The sequence below is a fragment of the Thermomonas sp. LB-4 genome (assembly GCF_036409385.1).
In the GTDB taxonomy this organism is placed as follows: domain Bacteria; phylum Pseudomonadota; class Gammaproteobacteria; order Xanthomonadales; family Xanthomonadaceae; genus Thermomonas.
In genome coordinates this window covers 319583-341800 of the sequence record NZ_JAXOFT010000001.1, presented here as the reverse complement: position 1 = coordinate 341800, position 22218 = coordinate 319583, and the positions used below count along the sequence as shown (strand labels likewise).

The 22218-nt window shown below is 65.2% G+C and carries 17 protein-coding genes; 7 read left to right on the top strand and 10 right to left on the bottom strand.

From position 1 onward, the window contains the following. Positions 1 to 1549, bottom strand: a 1549-nt coding sequence (locus SPK54_RS01640; protein WP_330946197.1) for a cache domain-containing protein, incomplete at its 3' end; no start/stop codon positions are given. Between the two features lie 97 nt (positions 1550 to 1646). After that, positions 1647 to 2162 (bottom strand): chemotaxis protein CheW, encoded by a 516-nt coding sequence (locus SPK54_RS01635; protein ID WP_330946196.1) that lies wholly within the window; start codon positions 2160 to 2162, stop codon positions 1647 to 1649. Between the two features lie 259 nt (positions 2163 to 2421). Here SPK54_RS01635 and SPK54_RS01630 point away from each other — a divergent pair, with 259 nt between their 5' ends. Beyond that, positions 2422 to 3879, top strand: a complete 1458-nt coding sequence (locus SPK54_RS01630; RefSeq protein ID WP_330946195.1) for a GGDEF domain-containing protein — start codon at positions 2422 to 2424, stop codon at positions 3877 to 3879. 200 nt (positions 3880 to 4079) lie between these two features. Here the strand turns inward: SPK54_RS01630 and SPK54_RS01625 are convergent, their stop codons facing one another. The 3 genes from SPK54_RS01625 to SPK54_RS01615 all read right to left on the bottom strand — a co-directional run bounded on the left by SPK54_RS01625 (position 4080) and on the right by SPK54_RS01615 (position 7549). Then, positions 4080 to 5237, bottom strand: coding sequence for an isovaleryl-CoA dehydrogenase (locus SPK54_RS01625; protein ID WP_330946194.1), 1158 nt, complete (start codon positions 5235 to 5237; stop codon positions 4080 to 4082). A gap of 220 nt (positions 5238 to 5457) precedes the next feature. Next, on the bottom strand, positions 5458 to 6558 hold the full coding sequence (locus SPK54_RS01620; RefSeq protein WP_330946193.1) for a Glu/Leu/Phe/Val dehydrogenase dimerization domain-containing protein: 1101 nt from the start codon (positions 6556 to 6558) through the stop codon (positions 5458 to 5460). Positions 6559 to 6721: 163 nt separating this feature from the next. Further along, positions 6722 to 7549, bottom strand: coding sequence for a ChaN family lipoprotein (locus tag SPK54_RS01615; protein ID WP_330946192.1), 828 nt, complete (start codon positions 7547 to 7549; stop codon positions 6722 to 6724). 84 nt (positions 7550 to 7633) lie between these two features. On the opposite strand from SPK54_RS01615, the gene SPK54_RS01610 reads away from it, so the two are divergent. The 3 genes from SPK54_RS01610 to SPK54_RS01600 are packed head-to-tail and all read left to right on the top strand — an operon-like array spanning position 7634 to position 13877. After that, positions 7634 to 11074, top strand: coding sequence for a methylmalonyl-CoA mutase family protein (locus SPK54_RS01610; protein WP_330946191.1), 3441 nt, complete (start codon positions 7634 to 7636; stop codon positions 11072 to 11074). Positions 11075 to 11089: 15 nt separating this feature from the next. Then, positions 11090 to 12877: an AAA family ATPase gene (locus SPK54_RS01605; RefSeq protein ID WP_330946190.1), complete on the top strand. Its 1788-nt coding sequence runs from the start codon at positions 11090 to 11092 to the stop codon at positions 12875 to 12877. Then, positions 12819 to 13877 carry a DNA cytosine methyltransferase gene (locus SPK54_RS01600; RefSeq protein WP_330946189.1) on the top strand — a complete coding sequence of 353 codons (1059 nt, stop codon included), beginning with the start codon at positions 12819 to 12821 and terminating at the stop codon, positions 13875 to 13877. The genes SPK54_RS01605 and SPK54_RS01600 overlap by 59 nt, the downstream gene beginning before the upstream one ends. 249 nt (positions 13878 to 14126) lie before the next feature. Here the strand turns inward: SPK54_RS01600 and SPK54_RS01595 are convergent, their stop codons facing one another. From SPK54_RS01595 to dcm, 4 genes are all read right to left on the bottom strand, one after another. Beyond that, complete coding sequence (locus SPK54_RS01595; RefSeq protein ID WP_330946188.1) at positions 14127 to 14816, bottom strand: transposase; 690 nt, start codon at positions 14814 to 14816, stop codon at positions 14127 to 14129. Positions 14817 to 15015: 199 nt separating this feature from the next. Beyond that, positions 15016 to 16323, bottom strand: coding sequence for an MvaI/BcnI family restriction endonuclease (locus tag SPK54_RS01590; protein ID WP_330946187.1), 1308 nt, complete (start codon positions 16321 to 16323; stop codon positions 15016 to 15018). 46 nt (positions 16324 to 16369) lie between these two features. Continuing rightward, on the bottom strand, positions 16370 to 16807 hold the full coding sequence (locus SPK54_RS01585) for a very short patch repair endonuclease (RefSeq protein ID WP_330946186.1): 438 nt from the start codon (positions 16805 to 16807) through the stop codon (positions 16370 to 16372). A gap of 1 nt (position 16808) precedes the next feature. Then, complete coding sequence (gene dcm / locus SPK54_RS01580; RefSeq protein WP_330946185.1) at positions 16809 to 18047, bottom strand: DNA (cytosine-5-)-methyltransferase; 1239 nt, start codon at positions 18045 to 18047, stop codon at positions 16809 to 16811. Positions 18048 to 18504: 457 nt separating this feature from the next. On the opposite strand from dcm, the gene SPK54_RS01575 reads away from it, so the two are divergent. The 3 genes from SPK54_RS01575 (at position 18505) to SPK54_RS01565 (ending at position 21247) form a co-directional block, all read left to right on the top strand. Further along, positions 18505 to 19215: an alpha/beta hydrolase-fold protein gene (locus SPK54_RS01575; RefSeq protein WP_330946184.1), complete on the top strand. Its 711-nt coding sequence runs from the start codon at positions 18505 to 18507 to the stop codon at positions 19213 to 19215. A 368-nt stretch (positions 19216 to 19583) separates the two neighbouring features. After that, positions 19584 to 20579 carry an LLM class flavin-dependent oxidoreductase gene (locus tag SPK54_RS01570; protein ID WP_330946183.1) on the top strand — a complete coding sequence of 332 codons (996 nt, stop codon included), beginning with the start codon at positions 19584 to 19586 and terminating at the stop codon, positions 20577 to 20579. A gap of 131 nt (positions 20580 to 20710) precedes the next feature. Then, positions 20711 to 21247, top strand: coding sequence for a hypothetical protein (locus SPK54_RS01565; protein WP_330946182.1), 537 nt, complete (start codon positions 20711 to 20713; stop codon positions 21245 to 21247). 214 nt (positions 21248 to 21461) lie between these two features. Here the strand turns inward: SPK54_RS01565 and SPK54_RS01560 are convergent, their stop codons facing one another. Beyond that, positions 21462 to 21902, bottom strand: coding sequence for an FKBP-type peptidyl-prolyl cis-trans isomerase (locus tag SPK54_RS01560; RefSeq protein WP_330946181.1), 441 nt, complete (start codon positions 21900 to 21902; stop codon positions 21462 to 21464). Between the last annotated feature and the right edge of the window lie 316 nt (positions 21903 to 22218).

Sequence of the window (22218 nt, the reverse complement as noted above, 5' to 3'; positions counted from 1 at the left end):
GCGCCAGCTGGTTGGCCTGGCGGGCGTTGTCGGCGTTCTGCTTCACGGTGGAGGTGAGCTCCTCCATCGACGCCGCGGTTTCCTCCAGCGACGCCGCCTGCTGCTCGGTGCGGCGCGAGAGGTTGTCGTTGCCGGCGGCGATCTCGCTGGCGGCGGCATTGATGTTGCCGGCGGCCTGCTGGATGCCCGAGACGATCCCGGTGAGCTGGGTCATGGTGGCGTTGGCGTCGTCGCGCATGCGTGCGAACACGCCCTGGAAATCGCCGTCCATGCGCGCGGTGAGGTCGCCGCGGGCCATGGCCTGCAGCAGGCCGGAGATCTGGCCGAGGTTGTCGTCGGTGGTCTGCATCAGCCGGTTGAGGCTGAGCAGGATGTCGCGGAACTCGTACTGGTAGGCGCCAGCGTCGCCACGCAGGCTGAAGTCGCCCTGTGCAGCCGCATCGCCCAACTGCCGGATGCTCTGGCTGATCGCGCCGAGGTTGCGCTTGATGGTCGCCATCGTCTCGGTGATCTCGGCCTTCTCGCCGGGCAGCGCCGGCATGTCCTGGCTGAAGTCACCGATGGCGTAGCGCTGCGCCAGCGCGACGACCTGCATCTTCACGCCGATGTGGTTGGCCACCAGCTGGTTGGTGCCGGCCACCATGGCGCCGTACTCGCCCGGGAAGGCGCTCTCGTCCATCCGGTAGCTGATGGCGCCGCTTTCGTGCTGGCGCGCCATTTCGCGCTGGGCCGCCAGCACCGCCTGGATGCGCTCCTGCATGCCGCGCATGCTGCCCAGCAGCTGGCCGCACTCGTCGCGCGAGGCCTGCACGACCACGTTGTCCAGCTTGCCGTGCGCGATCGCGTCCGCCACCGCGGTGGCCTTGCGCAGCGGCCCCACGATGCGGTCGCCGATCAGCCAGCCCAGCCCGAATACCAGCAGCACCAGGATGCCGCCGGTCAAGGTCATCATCCCGGTGAAGCGCCAGGCCTGCGCCTGCACGTCGTCCATGTACACGCCGGTGGCCACCACCCAGTTCCAGGGCTTGTAGAGCTTCGCGTACGCCATCCTCAGGACCGGCTCGTCACCGTGGCCGGGCTTGGCCCAGTGGTAGGTGGTGAAACCGTCGCCCTTGCGCACGGATTCCAGCTGGTCATGGAACAGGCGGTCGCCGTGCTCGGTCCGGTAATCCTTCAGGTCCTGCCCGACCAGGTCCTGGCGCAGCGGGTGCATCAGCATCCGGTTGCCGGTATCCAGCACGTAGAAATAGTTGTCGTTGTCGTCCGTGTGCATGGTGCTCAGCGCGGACAGGGCCTGCTGCTGCGCATCCTTGAGCGGAAGCCGGCCATCCTCGGCCAGCTTCTGGTAGTGATCCAGCACGCTGTTGGCCAGCTGCACGCGGATATCCAGCGCGATCTTGCGGGTGTTGTTGACGTCCAGATACTGGAAGCGCGCCGCGGTCACGGCGATCGCGATCACCCCGATCGCGCTGATCAGGGTCAGCAGGATCAGCTTGCGCTGGACCGAGAAGTTGGCGAGCTTGTTCGACAGCGAAGCGAAGAGGCGCATGTGGACTCGAGATACCGGAAAGTGGCGTTGGCTGGGCGGGTGCGTGCAACAACGCCTGGCGGCGATGCCGGAGGCGCTTGGCGGCCTCCGGATGGCGTCAGGCCGCCTGGGCGGCCGCGCTGTCGACCACCAGTCCCATCTCGGTGCTGGTCATCAGGCCCTCGATGTCGAGCAGGATCAGCATGCGCTCGTCCAGCGCACCGATGCCGGTCAGGAAGCGGCGGTCGATGCCGGTGCCCACCTCGGGCATCGCGCGGATCTGCTCGGCGGTCAGTTGCACCACGTCGGAGACGCTGTCCACCACCATGCCCACCACGCGGTCGGCGACGTTCAGGACGATCATCACGGTCAGTGCGTCGACCTTGGCTTCCAGGCGGAACTTCACCCGCATGTCGATCACCGGCACGATGGTGCCGCGCAGGTTGATCACGCCCTTGATGTACTCCGGCGCATCCGGCAGGCGGGTCACCGCGTCGTAGCCGCGGATCTCCTGCACCTTCAGGATGTCCACCCCGTACTCCTCCTGTCCCAGGGTGAAGGTGAGGAACTCGCCGGCGGTCGCGGCCTTGGAAGAGGCGCTGGTGGCGGAATGCGGCGCTGCGGGACTATTCATGGAATATCCGGGTTCAAGGTTTGGGCAGTCACTTCATCGGCCGGTATCGCGGATTCTTGAGGTGCGACGCGGGGGGAGAATCTTGACCGCGGTCAAGGACGCGCCTACGCTCCGGTTATCCGCCGGGCTGCGTGCCCGTGCGGAAGCCGCAGGGGAGCAGGCATTTGGGCAGTAGCACGGCGTTCACATCCGTTCGCGCGTGCGATCCGGGCCGGGTCACGCCCAAGCCGCCGCGCATGGGCAGCCGGGCGCACCTCGGATGAGCACGGAGTTTGTCCACAGCCGCTGGGCCCTGCGCGGGTACCTGCTGTACTCGCGTCTCGCCAGCCTGTTGATGATCCTGGTGGGGCTGGGCAGCGGCGTGGAATGGGCGACGCATAGCGATCTCGTCCCGGCCTTGGGCGGCCGCGACATGCGCCTGACCGCTGCCGTGTGCATCCTGCTGTCGGGACTTGCGCTGGGCGCGGTCGGCAGCCGCCGCCGTCGGGTCCGCGGCCTGGCCAGCCTGCTGTGCGCGGTGGTGGCCGTGCTGGCGGCGGATTCGCTGCTGGAATACGCCGGCGTCGGCTATCGCGGAATCGCTGCGGGGCTGGATGCCGCGTTTGGCGAAGGCCTGCGACCACCGGCGCGGATGGCGGAACTGGCTGCCTGCGGTTTCCTGCTGCTGGGCGGGCAGGGCCCGCTGATCCTCAATGGGCGCGCGCTGGTCCTGCGTGAGCTGTTCGGACTCGGCGTGCTGGCGATCGCGATGGCGAGCTTGGCCAGTTTAGCGTTCGTGCCGGCCCAGCACGGGGAAAGCCTGTTGGAGCGCCTGCCGATCCTCACCGGGGTGCTGTTGCTGTTCGGCACGCTGGGGTGGATGTCGTCGGTGCCGACCACCGGCCTGACCCGGCTCAGCACCGCCGCCACTCTGGGCGGCCTGCTGGCGCGCAGCCTGCTGCTGCCGGCGCTGCTGCTGCCGCTGGCCTACACCTTCGCGTTCAAGCTGCTGGAAAGCCGGTTCGGCGTGTCCCAGATCGTCGCCTCCACGCTCGGCGCGGTGTTCACCGGAGGCTCACTGGCCTGGATGATCTGGTTGGTGGCGGCGCTGCTGGATCGCAGCGAACGCCTGCGCGAGGCGTCGCTGCAGCTGCGCGATGCCGCTGACACGGATGCGCTGACCGGGCTGGGCAACCGGCGCAAGTTGGACGGGATGCTGCAGCGGCTGCTGCACGCCGACCGCCGGCAGCGACTGCCGTTTTCGCTGCTGATGCTGGATCTGGACCACTTCAAGGCCTACAACGACGACTTCGGTCACCCTGCCGGCGACGACGCCCTGCGCGAGATCGGTCGGCTGCTGCGCGCCACGCTGCGTCCGGAGGACGCGGCCTTCCGCTATGGCGGCGAGGAATTCGTGCTGGTGATCCACGGCGCCCACCTGCACCAGCTGCCGGCCATCGCCGAGCGCGTGCTGCATGCGGTCCGCACCAACGCATGGCCGCTGCGGCCGCTGACCACCAGCATCGGCGGGGCTGAGGCCTGCGATGCCGACGTGACCGCCGCCTCCCTGCTGCAGCGTGCCGATGCCGCGCTGTACCGGGCCAAGCACAACGGGCGCGACCGCTTCGAGAGCACCGGCCGCGCCGAATGCCTGGCAGGCGGCAGCGGACCGGGGTCGATGCCGGCGCGGAGCTGGAGCCAGCCGCCGCTCGGCTGTCGCGCAGCGGGATCCGCCTGAGCGGCGCCGCCGGGGCAGCCGGCGGCGTCCGTCAGTGGTTGCCGGCGAACAGCTCGCGGCCGATCAGCATGCGGCGGGATTCGACTGGCGTGCCGGCATCGCCGTCCATGGCGCGATCAGTGGTTGCCGGCGAACAGCTCGCGGCCGATCAGCATGCGGCGGATTCGACTGGCGTGCCGGCATCGCCGTCCATGGCGCGATCAGTGGTTGCCGGCGAACAGCTCGCGGCCGATCAGCATGCGGCGGATCTCGTTGGTGCCCGCGCCAATCTCGTACAGCTTGGCGTCGCGGAGGATGCGGCCGGTGGCGAATTCGTTGATGTAGCCATTGCCGCCCAGTGACTGGATCGCCTCCAGCGCCACCTGCACTGCGGCTTCGCTGGCGTGCAGCAGGCAGGCGGCGGCGTCGATGCGGCTCTTGTGGCCGGCATCGTAGTCACGCGCCACCTGGTAGGCGAACGCACGCGAAGATTGCAGTGACGTGTACATGTCGGCGATCTTGGCCTGCATCAGCTCGAAGGTGCCGATGGCCTGGCCGAACTGGCGGCGTTCGCGCACGTAGGGCAGGGCGATGTCCAATGCGGCCTGCATCAGCCCGATCGGGCCGCCGCTGAGCACCAAGCGCTCGGTGTTCAGGCCGCTCATCAGCACCTTCACGCCGTTGTTGACCTCGCCCAGCACGTTCTCCTGCGGGATCTCGCAGTTCTCGAACACCAGCTCGCAGGTGTTGCTGCCGCGCATGCCCAGCTTGTCCAGCTTCTGCGCGGTGGAAAACCCCTTCATGCCCTTCTCGACGATGAAGGCAGTCATGCACTTGCTGCCCAGCTCGCGGCTGGCGGTGCGCATGTAGACGATGAGCACGTCGGCCTCGGGGCCGTTGGTGATCCACATCTTGTTGCCGTTGGCGATCCAGGTGTCGCCCTTCAGTTCGGCGCGGCAGGCCATCGAACCCACCACGTCGGAGCCGGCGCCGGGCTCGCTCATCGCCAGCGCGCCCTTGAACTCGCCGCTGCACAGCTTGGGCAGGTACTTCGCGCGCTGCGCTTCGTTGCCGTTGGCATGCAGGTTGTTGACGCACAGATTGGAATGCGCGCCGTAGGACAGGCCGATCGCGCCCGAGGCGCGGCTGATCTCTTCCATCGCCACCAGGTGGGCCAGGTAGCCGAGCCCGCTGCCGCCGTACTCGCCGGGAATGGTCAGACCCAGCAAGCCCATCTCACCCAGCATCGGCCACAGCTCCTGCGGGAACCAGTTGTCCTCGTCGGCCTTGGCCGCGCGCGGCGCGATCTCGGTTTCGGCGAAGCGGCGGACCGCCTCGCGCAGGGCATCGATGTCTTCGCCAAGGGGAAAGGGACGCATGGGATTTCTCGAAGGTGTCGGAAGGCCCGCTGGCGGCGGGCCGGATGGGTCAATTGTAATCGGCCGGCAACATGGCCCTCGCCGCAACAAAAACGCCCGGCAAGCCGGGCGTTTTCTCCTCTCTATCCGGATGGGAAGCCCCCATTGAGTCAAGGGGGGCGCCGCGACAGCGGCGGGGGATGTGGAGGCCACGGACGAACTGATTCCGGCTCCGCCGGAATCAGTTCCCGCGGATGCGGCCCTGGAAGCGGGTGCGGCCGCGGCCCAGCGGCAGCTTCAGCTTGCCGATCTTCTCGATGCGCTCCTCGGCCAGGCGGTCGGCGGCGCGGTAGGTCGGGATGCCGTCGCGGTCGGCGATCTCGTAGATGCGGGTCAGGTTGTGGTAGATCGTGCGCATCATGCGCATGGCGCGCTCGCGGTTGTAGCCGTCGAGCTCCAGCGCCACGTTCATCACGCCGCCCGCGTTCACCGCGTAGTCCGGCGCGTACAGGATGCCGCGCTTGACCACTTCGTCACCGATCTCGTTGTTGGCCAGCTGGTTGTTGGCCGAACCGCAGATCACCTTGAACTTGAAGCGCGGCAGGGTCTGCTCGTTCACGGTGCCGCCCAGCGCGCAGGGCGAATACACGTCGGCCGGCACGTCGTAGATCTCGTCCAGGCCCACTGCCTCGGCGCCGTACTCGGTCACCGCCTTGTCCACCAGCGCCTGGTTGATGTCGGTGACGAAGATCTTGGCGCCGCGTTCCTTCAGCAGCTTCACGTATTCCATGCCCACGTGGCCCAGGCCCTGCACGGCGTAGGAATACTTGCCCACGTCCTCGTCGCCGAACTTGCGGTTCAGGGTGGCCATCAGGCCCTGCAGGCTGCCGTAGGCGGTGAACGGCGACGGGTCGCCCGAGCCGCCGTGGACCTGGTGCACGCCGGTCACGTACTCGGTTTCGCGGTACACGTATTCCATGTCGTTGACGTCGATGCCGACGTCCTCGGCGGTGATGTAGCGGCCGCCCAGCGATTCCACGAACTGGCCGAACGCGCGGAACAGCGCCTCGGACTTGTCGGTGGCCGGGTTGCCGATGATCACCGCCTTGCCGCCGCCGATGTTCAGGCCGGCCACGGCGTTCTTGTAGGTCATGCCGCGCGACAGGCGCAGCACGTCGTTCAGCGCTTCCGCCTCGCTCTTGTACGGCCACATGCGGGTGCCGCCCAGGGCGGGGCCCAGCACGGTGTTGTGGATGGCGATGATCGCCTTCAGGCCAGCGTCCTTGTTGTGGCAGAACACGACCTGCTCGTGGCCGTAGATGTCGAGCGTTTCGAAGATCATTGCAAAAACTCCGGCCGGGGCCGCCGCACGCAGCGGAACCAGTGGCAGTAGGAAGGGAACGGGATTGGACTGCGGCCGGCCACGGCCGCCGCAGCCGGTCATTTTAGGCCATTCCTCCGGACGGGGCCTGCATACGCGGGGGTACGGCCGGGGTGATCCCCGTTCAGCCGGATGACGCCGGCGCCTTGAACCCCGCGCACGGGTCGGGCCGCGTGGTGGCCGGAATGCGTTGCACGGCGTCGAACGCGGCCGCCTCGGAGGTCGGTTCCAGGAAGCCCACCGCGCGCGGCGCCAGGCCGTCGCGCCGCAGCCAATAGGGCACCGCGATGTCGCCGCGCACGTGGCCGTTGCCGGCGACCAGCACCACGCCGCGGGCGGCGTGGGTGCGCAGGGTCTCGGCCATCACCACGTCGCGGGCGATCTGCGCCTTCGCCATCGGCGACACCAGTGATTCCGGCAGTGCGCCGCAGTGGCTGTCACGCACTTCCGTTTCCTGCGCGGCCAGCACCGCCGCCGGCAGCGCGTCCAACTGGTAGCGCGCGATGAGCGCCGCCGGCAGCGCGGCTGCGAAGCCGTCCTTCACCACTTTCGAAGCGTCCGCGCGCGACAGGTTGGCGGCCAGCAGGGGCAGCCTGTATTCCAGCGCCAGCGCGATCACCGGCTGGTAGAAATCCCAGTTCCAACCCGACTTCCCCGTCACCACGCGTGCCACCACGCAGGCTGCATCGCCGCATTCGGCCATCGCCGCGTCCAGCGCCGCCTGCTGGGCGGTGTCGAACTGCTCCATCGCGATCGCCGGCCGCCAGCCCGCCTCCAACTCCTTGCGCAGCAGCGCGGCGCGCGCGGCGTGGCCGGCGGCGCTGTCGTGGACCTCGCCCAGCAGCAGCAACCGCGAGGTCGCCGCCGCGGAGGGGGGCGGCGCGTGCTGGCAGGCGCCCAAGACAATGGTGAGGGCGAGGGCGGCGGGCAGCAGTGGCAGGCGAGGGCGCATGGGCAGGGCATCCGGTGGCGTTCTGGCCATCCTAACCCGCGCGTTACAATCGGGAATTGCCATTGAATATGTGGATGCAGCCCCATGAGCACCCCGGCCGAAACCCTTCCGCAGCAGCAGCCTGACGCCACCCCGCTGCGCTTCGTCACCGCGGCCAGCCTGTTCGACGGCCACGACGCCGCGATCAACATCATGCGCCGGCTGATCCAGGCGCAGGGCGCGGAAGTGGTGCACCTGGGCCATAACCGCAGCGTCGAGGACGTGGTGCGCGCGGCGTTGCAGGAAGACGCCGACGCCATCGCGCTGTCGTCCTATCAGGGCGGCCACGTCGAATACCTGAAGTACATGGTGGACATGCTGAAGGAGCGCGACGCTGCCCACATCCGCGTGTTCGCCGGCGGCGGCGGCACCATCACGCCCGAGGAAATCCGCGAGCTGGAAGCCTACGGCGTCGAGCGCATCTACCACCCCAACGACGGCATGCACATGGGGTTGGTGGCGATGATCGAGGACGTGGTCAAGCGCGCCGGGGCCGCGCGCCTGCCCGTCGACAAGCCGCACAAGGTTGAATTCGACAACGAGATCGAGATCGGCCGGATGCTCAGCGCCATCGAGGAGCAGGCGCTGGACGAGGCCGAGCTGGCCCACCTGCGCAAGGAATGGCAGCTGGCCGGCGGCAAGACCCCGGTGGTGGGCATCACCGGCACCGGCGGCGCCGGCAAGTCGTCGGTCACCGATGAGCTGCTGAACCGCTTCCTGGCCCACTTCCCGGACATGCACATCGCCGTGGTCAGCGTGGACCCCACCCGCCGCCGCACCGGCGGCGCGCTGCTGGGCGACCGCATCCGCATGAACTCGCTGCGTTCGCCGCGCGTGTTCATGCGCTCCATGGCCACCCGCCGCCAGCACGCGGCCACCAACGTGGTGCTGAAGGACTGCATCGCCTTCCTGAAGTCGCTGGGCTACGACCTCGTCATCGTGGAAACCGCCGGCATCGGCCAGAGCGACTCGGAGATCGTGGACCTGGTCGATTTCCCGATGTATGTGATGACCAGCGACTTCGGCGCGCCCAGCCAGCTCGAGAAGATCGACATGCTGGACTACGCGGAACTCGTGGTGCTCAACAAGTTCGACAAGCGCGGCGCCGAGGACGCCCTGCGCGACGTGCGCAAGCAGTGGAAGCGCAACCGCGTGGCGTTCCAGACCAAGGACGAGGACGTCCCGGTCTATCCCACCATCGCCAGCCAGTTCAACGACCCCGGCCTGAACTGGATGTTCGCCAACCTGTGCCGCCTGCTGCGCGAGAAGCTGTCGCTGCCGGCCGACGCCCTGCAGCCGGCCATCGACACCGCGCTGAAGGAACCCCGCGCCACCGTCCTCATCCCCGGCAACCGCGTCCGCTACCTGGCGGAGATCGCCGAGCAGGGCCGCAACATCAACGCCCGCATCGAATCGCAGGCGGAGATCGCCGACCGCGCGCAGTCGCTGTGGGACGCATTGAAGGAACTGGATGACGCGGCGCTGCCCAAGGCACTGGACCTGTACCCGGCCGAAGCCCTCGCCGACGGCGACGACCGCAGCCTGAAGACCCTACGCCAGCGCTACAACGACGCCATCCAGTCGCTGGATTCCGAGGCGCTGAAGCTGCTGCGCGACTGGCCGGCCCGCCTGAAATCCATCACCGAGCCGGTGAACGAATACCAGGTACGCGACAAGACCATCCGGGTGGAGAACTACCGCGAGTCGCTCAGCCACCAGCAGATCCCCAAGATCGCCGCGCCCACCTACAAGGCCTGGGGCGAGCTGCTGGTGTTCCTGCAGAAGGAAAACCTGCCCGGCTACTACCCCTACACCGGCGGCGTGTACCCGTACCGCCGCACCGGCGAGGACCCCATCCGCATGTTCGCGGGCGAGGGCACGCCGGAGCGCACCAACCGCCGCTTCCACTACCTCAGCCTGGGCCAGCCGGCCGCGCGCCTGTCCACCGCCTTCGACAGCGTGACCCTGTACGGCGAAGACCCGGCGCCGCGCCCGGATATCTACGGCAAGATCGGCAACTCCGGCGTCAACGTGCCCACGCTGGACGACATGAAGAAGCTGTATTCCGGCTTCGACCTGTGCGCGCCCACCACCAGCGTGTCGATGACCATCAACGGCCCGGCGCCGATCATCCTGGCGATGTTCATGAACACCGCCATCGACCAGCAGGTGGAGCAATACCTGAAGGCCGACCCGGCGCGCTGGGCCGATGCCCAGAAGAAGATCGACGCGCTGTTCGAAGGCAAGCCGCGCCCGCGCTACGAAGGCGAGCTGCCGCAGGGCAACAATGGCCTGGGCCTGGCGCTGCTGGGCGTGACCGGCGACCAGCTGGTGGACGCCGAGACCTACGCCCGCATCAAGGCGCAGACGCTGAAGACCGTGCGCGGCACCGTGCAGGCCGACATCCTGAAGGAAGACCAGGCGCAGAACACCTGCATCTTCAGCACCGAGTTCGCCCTGCGCATGATGGGCGACATCCAGCAGTACTTCGTGGACCACGCCGTCCGCAACTTCTACTCGGTGTCCATCTCCGGCTACCACATCGCCGAAGCCGGGGCGAACCCGATCAGCCAGTTGGCCTTCACCCTGAGCAACGGCTTCACCATCGTGGAGTACTACCTGGCGCGCGGGATGAAGATCGACGACTTCGCGCCCAACCTGAGCTTCTTCTTCAGCAACGGCATGGACCCGGAGTACACCGTCATCGGCCGCGTGGCCCGCCGCATCTGGGCCCGCGCCATGCGCGAGCGCTACGGCGCCAGCGCGCGCAGCCAGATGATGAAGTACCACATCCAGACCAGCGGGCGTTCATTGCACGCGCAGGAAATCCAGTTCAACGACATCCGCACCACGCTGCAGGCGCTGTACGCGCTGTTCGACAACTGCAACAGCCTGCACACCAACGCCTACGACGAGGCCATCACCACGCCCACGGAAGAGTCCGTGCGCCGCGCGGTGGCCATCCAGATGATCATCAACAAGGAGCTGGGGCTGAACTTCTGCGAGAACCCGTGGCAGGGCAGCTTCATCGTGGACAAGCTCACCGACATCGTGGAAGAGGCGGTGTACAAGGAGTTCGAGGCCATCAGCGAGCGCGGCGGCGTGCTCGGCGCGATGGACACCATGTACCAGCGCGGCAAGATCCAGGAAGAAAGCCTGTACTACGAGCACAAGAAGCACGATGGCAGCTTGCCGCTGGTGGGGGTCAACACCTTTCTGCCCAAGGAACACGGCGGCGACATCGTCACCGAGATCGAGCTGATCCGCTCCACGGAAGCGGAGAAGGGGCAGCAGATCGCGAACGTGGCGGGCTACCAGGGCAACCGGAATGGGTTTGCGTCAGACGGGCTGAAGGGCCTGCAGGCGACCGCGCGGGAACGGCGAAATGTGTTTGCCAGCCTGATGGAGGCGGTGAAGACGCACAGCCTCGGGCAGATCAGCCATGCGTTGTACGATGTGGGTGGGGAGTACAGGCGGAATATGTGACAGCAGGGGAGGGGGATGAAGAGCATCAAGGATCTGATCTCAACAATAGAAAAATTCAAGCCCGGAGCGCCGCTTCAGAAATATATCGGAAGCATTCGTTTTCCCAACTTTAAAAACATCGAGCCGGGGACGACGGTCGACTTTCCTTTCCCCCTAACAGTGCTTGTTGGCGCCAATGGAAGCGGGAAGAGCTCTATTCTTCATGCACTCTACGGCGCGCCGGACAAATACTCCCTAAAGGATTTCTGGTTCTCGACCGAGTTGGACCCGATTGTCGAAGGGAAGGGGCTCGGCGTGTCGCGCTTTATCTACGCCCACTGGAATTCGCACATTGGGGAGTTTGTTGAAACACGAAAGGCGCGCGTCCGAAGCGGGACGCGACTGGACTACTGGGAGCCAACGAAGATCGTCGTTGGCGATGGCATGAAGCCTCTCCCTGCCGGTGCTCCCGTCGGAGCCGCGTCTGATCGCTGGCTTCCGGTGGAGCGCGCTGTCGTACACATAAACTTTAAAGCTGAAATCAGCGCTTTCGATCGGTTCTTCTATTTCGAGACTGGGCAAAGTAAGGAAGAAAAGCACATTGCGATGCTGCGTGAGGCGCGGCGTCTGAAGTGTGTAATTGAGAAGGGGTACTCAACCTATCCCTTGTGGAATCGCGAGCGAGTTTTTGAGAATCGCGTGCTAACCCCTCAGGAGCTAGAGTGTGTTAAGCACATTCTGGGGCACCAATACATTTCCGCGACGATCGTACGACACACACTCTACCCCGGGTATCGGGGTCAGGACATTAGTGTTCTCTTTGAACGGCCGTCTCTCAAATACTCTGAGGCTTTCGCCGGCAGTGGTGAGGTGGCTGTCGTTAGTTCTGTCGTCAAGTTGCTAGCTGCCGATGCAGGTACTCTCGTGCTTCTAGACGAGCCCGAGACCTCGCTCCACCCTGGGGCGCAGCGGCGCTTTCTCCAATTTCTTCTTGACTGTATTGTCCAAAAAAAGATGCAGGTGGTTATCTCCACTCACTCACCAGAGTTCGTGGACGAGCTGCCAGATCGTGCGATTAAGGTGCTCGATCTCACCCCGAGCGGTCGGGTAACGGTCGTCAACAGTTCCTCTTCCTTGGTCGCGTTCAACAGGTTGGGCGCAAAAGCCCCGGGACGAATTCGCGTCATCGTCGAAGACGAGCTCGCATGCAAAGTCGTCGATATCGCCAAACGGGCACTACCCGCAGGCGAGCGCGAGCTTATCGATGCAGTCGTGGTTCCAGGCGGAGCGCCCATGATCTTGGCTCACTACATCCCATCCGCTATTGCGGGTAAGGACGCGACGTTTGCCCTATTGGACGGGGACCAAACGTTTAAGGCTCCTCTCCCCGACGTGGCGTCGGTCGCGCCTGCTGATGAAGGCTTGCTAGGCGACCGAATCCGAGCCTCGACGGGCGTAGATCCGTCGCTTTATCTGACCGGTGGGAATGACGCCGGGCTCCAAGCCAAAAAAATCGCGGCGCAAAAGGAATACATAACCTGGGTAACTGATCGCGTGCGATTTCTACCGCGGACTGTGCCGGAAGAGATTGTTGTACGCGCGGCGTTCCCGACGCTCGTACCTAGCTTGGACGGTACGGGCGACAAAGCGAAGATTCTGTTGTATGGCCAGATTGCAAACGATGTCCCAGACGCGTCAGCATCGCAGGTGATTGAGATCTCAGGTTATGAGCTATCCAAGCACGCGTCCGCTACCAATGACGTCCATGAAGTCAGCCAAATTCTTGCGGGATTCGTGGCGAAGTGGCGGGCTGAACATGGGTGACACTCGACCTTCGGCGATCGATCTGTTTTCCGGCTGTGGCGGCCTATCGCTCGGGCTTCGCTTAGCTGGATATCGTGTAGTGGCGGCGGTAGAGATTGATAGAAAGGCTGCGCAGACCTATCGCTTAAACCATCCAGACGTCGTTCTGATGGAGCAAGACATTACTAGGCTCGAGCCGCGTGAGCTGATGGAGCGCTGCGGCATCCGCCCTGGACAACTGAACCTGCTCGCAGGGTGTCCACCATGCCAAGGCTTCTCGAGAATTCGAACTCGCAACGGATCTTCAAGCAATGCGGATCCTCGAAATAACCTGGCAATGAGCTTTCTTGATTTCGCTGTAGCCCTGAAGCCCCGGCATTTGTTGCTGGAGAACGTTCCGGGGCTTCGCGCCCAGCCCCTATGGACCAAGCTGAAGCGCGAGTTGTCTGCTGCGGGCTATCGACTAGTTGAAGATGTTGTCGATGCGCACGACTTCGGTGTCCCGCAGCGAAGGAAGAGACTTCTTCTGCTTGGGACGTTCGGACGTCAGCCAAACGTTCCTGCGCGATGTGACAATCGACTTACGGTTGGTGATGCGCTTGCGCACGTCCCTGAAGACGATGAGTTGCACCGGCTGCGTGTCAACCATTCTGAGGCGGCGCTGCGCATCATCCGTGCTATTCCAAAAAATGGCGGTAGTCGTGGCCAGTTGCCGGATATGCTGAAGCTCGCCTGTCATGGGAAGACGAATGGATTTAGCGATGTATACGGAAGGATGAGTTGGGACCGGCCGGCGCCAACAATTACGAGTGGATGCCACAATCCATCTAAGGGACGGTTCCTACATCCTTTCGAAGACCGAGCGATCTCGCTACGAGAAGCTGCGTTGTTGCAAGGTTTTCCTCCGGACTACCAATTTGTTCTAGAGCACGGCAAGGAATCCATTGCGTTGATGATAGGAAACGCTTTGCCGCCGCCAATGATTCGCATACATGCGGAAGCACTTGTATCTTCGACGTAAACAGAAAAAAAGGTGTCAGGGACAATTTCTGCGCTCTGATTCCTCTTGCGCTCCACTCACTGCGACTTGCGGATATCCAACAGCTCGACCTGAAAACAGGGGTCAGAGTCGACTTTTTGAGAAAACGGGGTTGAGAAAACGGGGTCAGGTTCACTTATCCCGTTTCGGTGGTTGGAGCGGTCTTGTCCGCGGCGGCCTGACCAGCAGGTGCGTAAAACGGCTAAAACGGTAAAACGGGGTCAGGTTCACTTATCCCGTTTCAGTGATTGACTTGGTCTTGGCCGGTCGATGCGCGGGGCGCACGCCGGCGAAGCGTTGGGTCTTGGCTTCCACCATCGCGCGGAAGGCGTCGCGGCCGTAGGCGCGTTGTTGTTGCAGATAGAGGCGGAGGGTGGCGAGGTCGTCCTCGCTCAGGGCTTCGGCCAGCAGCGCCTGGTAGCCCTCGGCGCCCAGGGCGCGTTGCACGGTATGCGGCGCCAGCAGCGGGTCGTCGCGCAGGCCGCAAAGGCCGGGGCAGCTGGACCAGGCGAACGCGGTGGGGTCGTCGGTCATGCGGGCGCGCACCGGATTGAGGTCGATGTAGCGGGCGCAGCGCAGCAGGTACTCGGTGGTGTCGACCAGGCAGGCCTTGTAGCGGCCTTCCCACAGCGTGCCGGTGCGGCCGTGGCGGGCGTTGAACTGCCCGACGTACTGGCGGCCAAGGCGCTGCATCAGCTGGCCGATGGCGCCAGCGCGGGGCGGGGTCACCAGCAGGTGCACGTGGTTGTCCATCAGCACGTAGGCGTGCAGCCGGCAGTCGATGGCCAGCAGGGCTTCGCGCAAAAGTTGGCGATAGCGGGCGCGGTCCTCGTCGTCCAGGAAGCAGGGCAGGCGGTTGTTGCCGCGCTGCACGACGTGCTGCGGGATGCCGGGGAGGTCGATGCGGGGCAGGCGCGCCATGTCGGAAGCCTCGCCCGGGCGGCGCCCGTCGCCCATCGGCGAACGCAGGCGCTGCGGGTCGGCGAATGCGCCGCGTCCGTGTCAGAAGTGAACCTGACCCCGTTCTTAACCCCGTTCTTAACCGTGAGCCAACACCGTCTCGCGCAGCAGCTGGCGGCAGCGTGCAGGATCCTCGTCGTCCAGGAGGCATGAGAGGCGGTCAGGCGCTGAGATCGAGCTCTTCAAATTTCTCGTAGAGCACCGAGAGGCGTTGTCGAGGTATCCGGAATTGACTGCGCGCTTTGACTTTCGGGCGTGCCGTCGCGATTCCGTCGATCTTTGACCCGGGATCGAATACGACATGCCCCGCAACGAGGGCGCTGAGATACTTCGAGAAATCTGTCCGTTCTCCCAGCAGAACGGGATTCCGATAGCAGTAGGATGGATCGGCTCCGCTTTGCAGCTTGTATGGCACATACGCAGCCGAGGCGTGCTTGCGGTTCCAGTGCGTCAGCAGGTTGCTGTATGTCCACGTTGCAGCTTCATTGCCGCCCTGGTCCAGCAGGACGATGCTGCCACTTGCATCCGTGATGACACCTTTCGCATTGTCGAAGCCTGTCAGTCCAAGCGTCATGGCGGTTGTGGCGTCCGGTTTGCCGTAGTGGTGTCGGCCAGTGAAGTACATCTGGTCCTTGCCGGCGACGTGCCGGCCATAGCGCCGGACGAAAGCGCCGACGCCGTTGGCGCCGTAATAGCCTCCGTTCGGTTCCGGCGTCATCAGCGTGATATAGCTACCGCTGTACGCCTTGATCTCCCATCCGAGGTAGTCGGGTGCGGCGTCACCGTTCGGCGTTATCCCCAGCAACGCTTCCAGCGTGTAACCGCCACCGTTGAGCGCCTTGTAGGGAATGCGCTCGCCGTTCCTGTTGAGTCGCATTGAGGGAACGGGCCCGAGCTGCTGGATCTCGCGTAGGCGCATGAGCACCAGGGACTTCGAATTGCCCGCGGGTGTGCCGGGGACGGCCAGCTCCTTGAAGAGCCCCGCATCGATATGTGGCGCCAGCGCCGCCTCGAGCGCCAAGGACGATCCGCCCGGTGCCAAGTGGGCGAGTGTGAGGCCGTCCGCTGTGGTTCCGAAGAAAAGCAACCGGCCATCGACGCCGCGTCGCAGGTCTTTCGGGGTCGGCCGCAAGTGTTCATTGGGTGCGGTCCTGCAGCCGCGCAGGAAGCCTGAAAGTCTCACTTCGGGATAGCGTGAGTAAAGGATGAGCTGTGCGCCTGGAGCCTTTTCCCGGCTTGTCGGGCCGATCCAAAAAAAGTCGAGAGGTGCCTTGAAAGTCGGGTCTTTCAGCCCCGGCTCGGCTTGGACTTCTCCATACGGGAAGTAGGTCAGAACCTCGAAACTACCGCCGAGATACACCTGCTGCTTGCTGTTGTCGTTCTCGCTGAGGGGTTTGAAGAAGATGCGCGTGGCGCCAAGTTCGCGGAAACGGGCCACGAGGGCCTTAAGATCTTCGAAGGAATCCACGGTGTGCTCGCTGGACCGGACATGACGAGATTAGCATTGCCCTGTATCAGGGCTGCCGAGGCGAATGGGCCCTGATCCGCTCGCCCAAGGCGCTGATGGAACGAGATTTCTCCTCCGCCGTTGCGCCACGGAGTTGGCACTCCCAGATCGTTTCGACGTTCCATCCGAGTGCGCGCAATTCGGCCTCCTTGCGAGCGTCGCGCGCCCGATTGGTATCGATTTTCGTCTTCCAGAAGCCGGCACGGGTCTTCGGCAGTCGGAATAGAGGGCAGCCATGTCCGTGCCAGAAGCAGCCGTGTATGAAGACAGCCGTCTGATACTTCGGCAGCACAATATCCGGCCGGCCGGGCAGCCCTGCGCCGCCGAGTCGATAGCGGAATCCGAGACGATGCAGGCCCTTGCGTACCTGCACCTCGATGCCTGTGTCCTTGCCGCGTATCCGCGACATCAGCGCGGAGCGGCGCTCCGGGCTGATGATGTCCATCTCAGGCGGCCTTGGCTTTGCGAACCGGCTTCGCACCGATCGCATCAAGGTGGGGAACCATGATGCGTGCGACTTCGGCGATGACCGGCACGACCACGGAGTTGCCGAACTGCTTGTAGGCGCGTGTATCTGAAACCGGAATCAGGAAGGTGTCGTCGAAGCCCATGAGGCGGGCGCACTCGCGTGGTGTCAGGCGGCGCGGATTCCTGTGCGGGCCCTGATCAACCAGGATTTCGGAGCCATCCTTGTAGTAGCGGGCCGACAGTGTGCGCGCGGTATCCTTCTTTCCGACGAGGCCGAACCCGAAGCCGTTTCCCTTCTCCCGGTGTTTGGCCGCGTAGTCCTTGAGAAAGCTCCAGAGCTTGTCGGAGAGCGTGTATTTGTCGGACACCTTGCCGCGCTTGCCTTCGAGCCAGCGGGTGTCCAGCGGCTCGGTGCCATCCTGACGGTGAAGGATGCTGCCGAGCTTCGGGCCCTCGGCGATGGGCGGCAGCTCCAGGTCATCCCAGGAAAACGGGACCGGCTCGCGGAACCCGACAATGATGATGCGTTCGCGGTGCTGCGGCACGAAGTGCTTGCCGTTGATGACCTTTGTGTGGACGTCGTAGCCGAGGTCGTTGCGCAGCACCTCCAAGATGGTGGCGAAGGTGCGCCCCTTGTCGTGGTTCACCAGGTTCTTCACGTTTTCCAGCAGGAAGGCCTTTGGCTGTTTGGCTTCGATGATGCGTGCAACGTCGAAGAACAACGTGCCCTGCGTTTTGTCCAGGAAGCCGTGTGGCCGGCCCAGCGCGTTCTTCTTCGATACACCGGCAATCGAGAAAGGCTGGCAGGGGAATCCGGCCAGCAGAACGTCGTGATCCGGAACGTCCTGCGCATCCACCTCGGTGATGTCACTGGCAAAAACATGACCGCTGAGGTCAGGAAAGTTCGCAGCATAGGTCTTGCGTGCGTACTCGTCCCATTCGCTGGTGAACACGCAACGACCACCGTGCGCCTCGAAGGCTTTGCGGATCCCGCCGATCCCGGCGAACAGGTCGATGAATCGGAATGCTGCCGGCGCCGGTTCGCCGTCGGGGAACTTCAGCAGCCTCTGGCGGATCGCATCCGAGACGTAGGACGGCGGTTCGGTTTCCCGCGTGTGCCAGCGGCGGACGGTGCGGGCGTCAACGCCAAGGGCCAGACCGACTTCCTTCGGGCTGTAACGTTGAAGGGCAAGCTCGATTAGCGTCTGCGTATCCATGCGTTCTCTTCTGCTCAGGCGGGACGCCTGCGGACAGTATGTCCGAAAAAGTCCCGTGGGTGGTTGGCTGGCTGTGATTGAAGCAGAACCATGAATCACAGGCTGAGACTCGCCAGCACAACGGATCACGTCTACATGAGTGGGCAGGCGGTTGTTGCCGCGCTGCACGACGTGCTGCGGGATGCCGGGGAGGTTGATGCGGGGGTGTTGGGCCATGGCGGCAGTCTCGCCCGGGCGGCGCCGGTGGCCCATCGGTCAACGCAGGCGTGATGGGTCGGTGGGTATGCCGCAGTCGTGTGGGAAGTGAACCTGACCCCGTTCCCTCACTGGGCTTGGGCTTACACTGCACAGCATGATGCCTTCTCGCCGTGTCTTTGCCTTGTTGTTGATGCTGTGTGTGCCCGCTGTCTGGGCTGCGGAGCCAGTTTCCGAAGTGCCACCTCCGCACCAGTCGGTCGTGCTTGATTCGGCGGTGATGAAGGAGCAACGGAGAATCAATGTCTACCTGCCTTCAACGCTCCAGGAAGAGCGTCGCTACCCGGTGATCTACATGCCGGACGGTGGAGTGGCCGAGGACTTCCCGCATGTCGCCAACACCATTGATGCGGCGATCCGCGAAGGCCGGATGGCGCCGGTGATCCTGGTGGGGATCGAGAACACCCAGCGCCGCCGCGACATGACCGGGCCAACCACGGTGAAGAAGGATCGCAAGATCGCGCCGGTCGTGGGTGGGGCTGCCGAGTTCCGTAAGTTCATCGCCACCGAGCTGGTGCCGTGGGTGGAAGCGAACCATCCGGCAAGCGAGCGTCGCGGCATCATTGGCGAATCCGCGGCGGGGCTGTTCATCGTTGAAACGTTCTTCGAGATGCCGGGGTTGTTCGAGACCAGCATCGCCCTGGATCCCAGCCTGTGGTGGAACGCCGGCAAGCTGGCTAAGGACGCGGGAACCTGGTTTGTGGCGCACCCGGAGACGCGGGGGCGATTGTTCGTGGCGTGGGCGGAGCCGGAGACCATTGGCCCGAACGTGCGCATCCTGGAGGATGCATTGAAGCAGGCTGCGCCGAGCCAGTTGGAATGGAAGGTCGTTGCGCGACCGGATCTCAGTCACGGCACCATCTATCGCGCATTGGCACCGGTGGTGTTGCCGATGATGTATCCGCCGGAATGAAGCAGCTAAAGATGCGTCAAAGGCGTGTAACTGCGGAAGTTGCATGCTGAGGACGGGTAGATAATCGACTGCATTGGGAGGCGTATGTCCAGTTCACGAGCACGAGCAAGGCGTACGCTGCCTGGTGCATTTCTACTGGCGGCGACTGCCTTGACTGCGATGCCTGCATCGGCGCCTTAGAAAAAGGGGTCAGGTACATTTTCCCCCGGTTGCCCATGCGGCAGGAGCGCGCGTTGGGTTCGCCTGCGTTCGGGTCGATGGTGGCTAGGGCGCTGAATAGACCGGTGCAGGTGCGGCGTCAACGGCGGCCGCGCCGCAGTTCACGCGCAAATGTTCTCCGCCCCCTTTGGAGCGCCTAGAATCAGGAAATGCTCCCCCTCTCGATCCTCGATCTCGCGCCCGTTGCCGAGGGCAGCGCGCCCGCCGACACCTTCGCGCACATGCTTGACCTGGCCCGGCTGGGTGAAGCGCTGGGTTACCGCCGCTATTGGCTGGCCGAGCACCACAACATGCCGGGCATCGCCAGTGCGGCCACGGCGGTACTGATCGCGCACGTGGCCGCGGCCACGCGCACCATCCGCGTCGGCGCGGGCGGGGTGATGCTGCCCAACCATGCGCCGCTGCAGGTGGCCGAGCAGTTCGGCACGCTGGGCACCCTGCATCCGGGGCGCATCGACCTGGGGCTCGGCCGCGCGCCGGGCACCGACCAGGCCGCCACGCGGGCGCTGCGGCGCTACTACGCCGCGGCCGACGAATTCCCGGCTGACGTGGTCGAGCTGCTGTCGTATTTCCAACCGGTGCAGCCCGGCCAAGCCGTGCAGGCGGTGCCCGGTCCCGGCGTGGAACTGGAGGTCTGGATCCTGGGGTCTAGCCTGTTCGGGGCGCAATTGGCCGCCCGCCTGGGCTTGCCGTACGCCTTCGCCTCGCATTTCGCGCCCGCGCTACTGGAGCCGGCGGTGGCGGCGTACCGCGCCGGATTCCGGCCGTCTGCCCGCTTGGCGCAGCCGCGGGTGATGCTGGCGGTGAACGCGGTGGTGGCGGACACGGATGCGGACGCCGCGCGCCTGTTCACCACCCAGCAGCAGGCCTTCGCGAACCTGCGCAGCGGGCGGCCGGGCCTGGTGCCCCCGCCGCTGGCCTCCGCGGAGGCGTTGCGGTCCCGCTACGCGCCGCAGGTGCTGGCGGGCGTCGACGAGGCGCTGGCGTGCGCGGCGGTGGGATCGGTTGCCACTGTGCGCGCGCGGCTGTCGGATTTCGTGGCCCGCCACCGCCCGGACGAGTTGATCCTGACCGCGAACATCCACGATCCCGGCGCGCGCCTGCGTTCGTTTGAGCTCGCGATGGAGGCGGCGGGCGGAATGTAGGAAAAGGGGTCAGGTACATTTTTCCCCTGCCTCGGGGCGCCCGCGCGGACGGATGGTGTGCCCGGCACCGGGAACTGACACCATTTCGCGCGCGTGTAGTATTTCCGGATACTTTCCCGAGCCGCTAGAACATGCGTCCATCTTTCCTCGTGCTGGCGGTGGCAGTGGCAGCGGCCGTGGGCGGCTGCGGCGGCGATCGCAAGACGGCCGCCGAGGCTGCACGCGCAACCCCTGAGGCCGCAGCCGCGGGTGCGGATGCTGCGATTCCCGCCGGCGCCGCGGAGGTGATCGCAACGCCTGCGGCCGTTCCCGTCGCGCTTCCCGGATGGTTCCCGGCGGACGTCTACCTGCCCGCGGACCATGTGGTTGCCGAGGTCAATGAAGACGAGGGCGCGCATGCGGTCGAACTGCGGACCCGCGGCGAGGTGCTGAATCTTGCCGGGCAGGCGCAGGCCGCGATGCTGGCCGCAGGCTGGACAGAGATCCACTATTCGCCGGTCGACACGCGCGGAGGCGCGAGCATGTACTACCGCAAGGGCGACCGCAGCGCGACCCTGGCAATGGCCTGGGCCGGCGACGGCCAGGTCCGGCTGATGTACAACTTCGCCACCGTGGGCGGGGCGCAGAAGCAGGGTTCGGAAACAGGGCGGGATTCAGCGGCCCGATAGCGCCGGGTGACGGCGACAGACCAGAAGGGTCAGAGCGCATTTCCGTTTGAACGCGCTGCGTCTTGCGCATCCGTCGGGGCAGTACTTTCTGACTTCTTGATTCAGGCGGCTCACTGCTTGTCGGTGAACAAGGGGTGATCCCGCCGGAGGTGCGCTGCAGCCCGCGCTGCGGGCGGGGATCAGCGGAGTCGCGGGGTTCCCACGACGGCCGCGGTCATTTGCGGACGTCCAGCAGCTCCACCTCGAACACCAGCGAAGCGCCCGGCGGGATGACGCCGCCCGCGCCGTCCCGGCCATAGCCTAGGTCTGCGGGGATGCGGAGCTCGCGCTTGCCGCCCACCCGCATGCCGGCCACGCCTTCGTCCCAGCCGCGGATGACGCGCCCCGCGCCCAGCAGGAACACGAACGGCTGGCCCCGGTCGCGGGAGCTGTCGAACTTCTGGCCGCGCTTGTCGGCCGCGTTCTGGTCGTAGAGCCAACCGGTGTAGTGCACGCTGACCTCGTCACCGGCCGCGGCGACAGCGCCCTGTCCCATCGCCACGTCGATGCGCTGCAGGTCGGCGACGTCGCCACCGGTGTAGGGCAGCGGCTGGCTGCAGGCGGCAAGCAGCAGGACGGACAGCGTTGCGGTCAGGCGAAGTGCGGGAGAGGCCATGGCAGGGGTGCGGTGGACGGCGGGACAGCATACGTCGCAGGACAAGCAGAACAAAAACAAAAGCAAAAGGTGTCAGGGACAATTTCCCACGCGCGTTTGCGCAAGGCGCTGATCGACTGATGTCCCGATGGCGGGAGGTTGTGGCTGCCGCGCCGCGATGTGGCCGGCATCCGCCAGCACCCGGTGGTGGAGCGGGGCAACAATCGGTTGCCCGGCGTGATCGACTGGTCGGCCGCTTTCGCCAACGCGCGGCTTCACCTTCCTGACCCGGCGTGATCGGGCGCACGCATTCGGCATTCGGGGCGCCGCGGCCTTC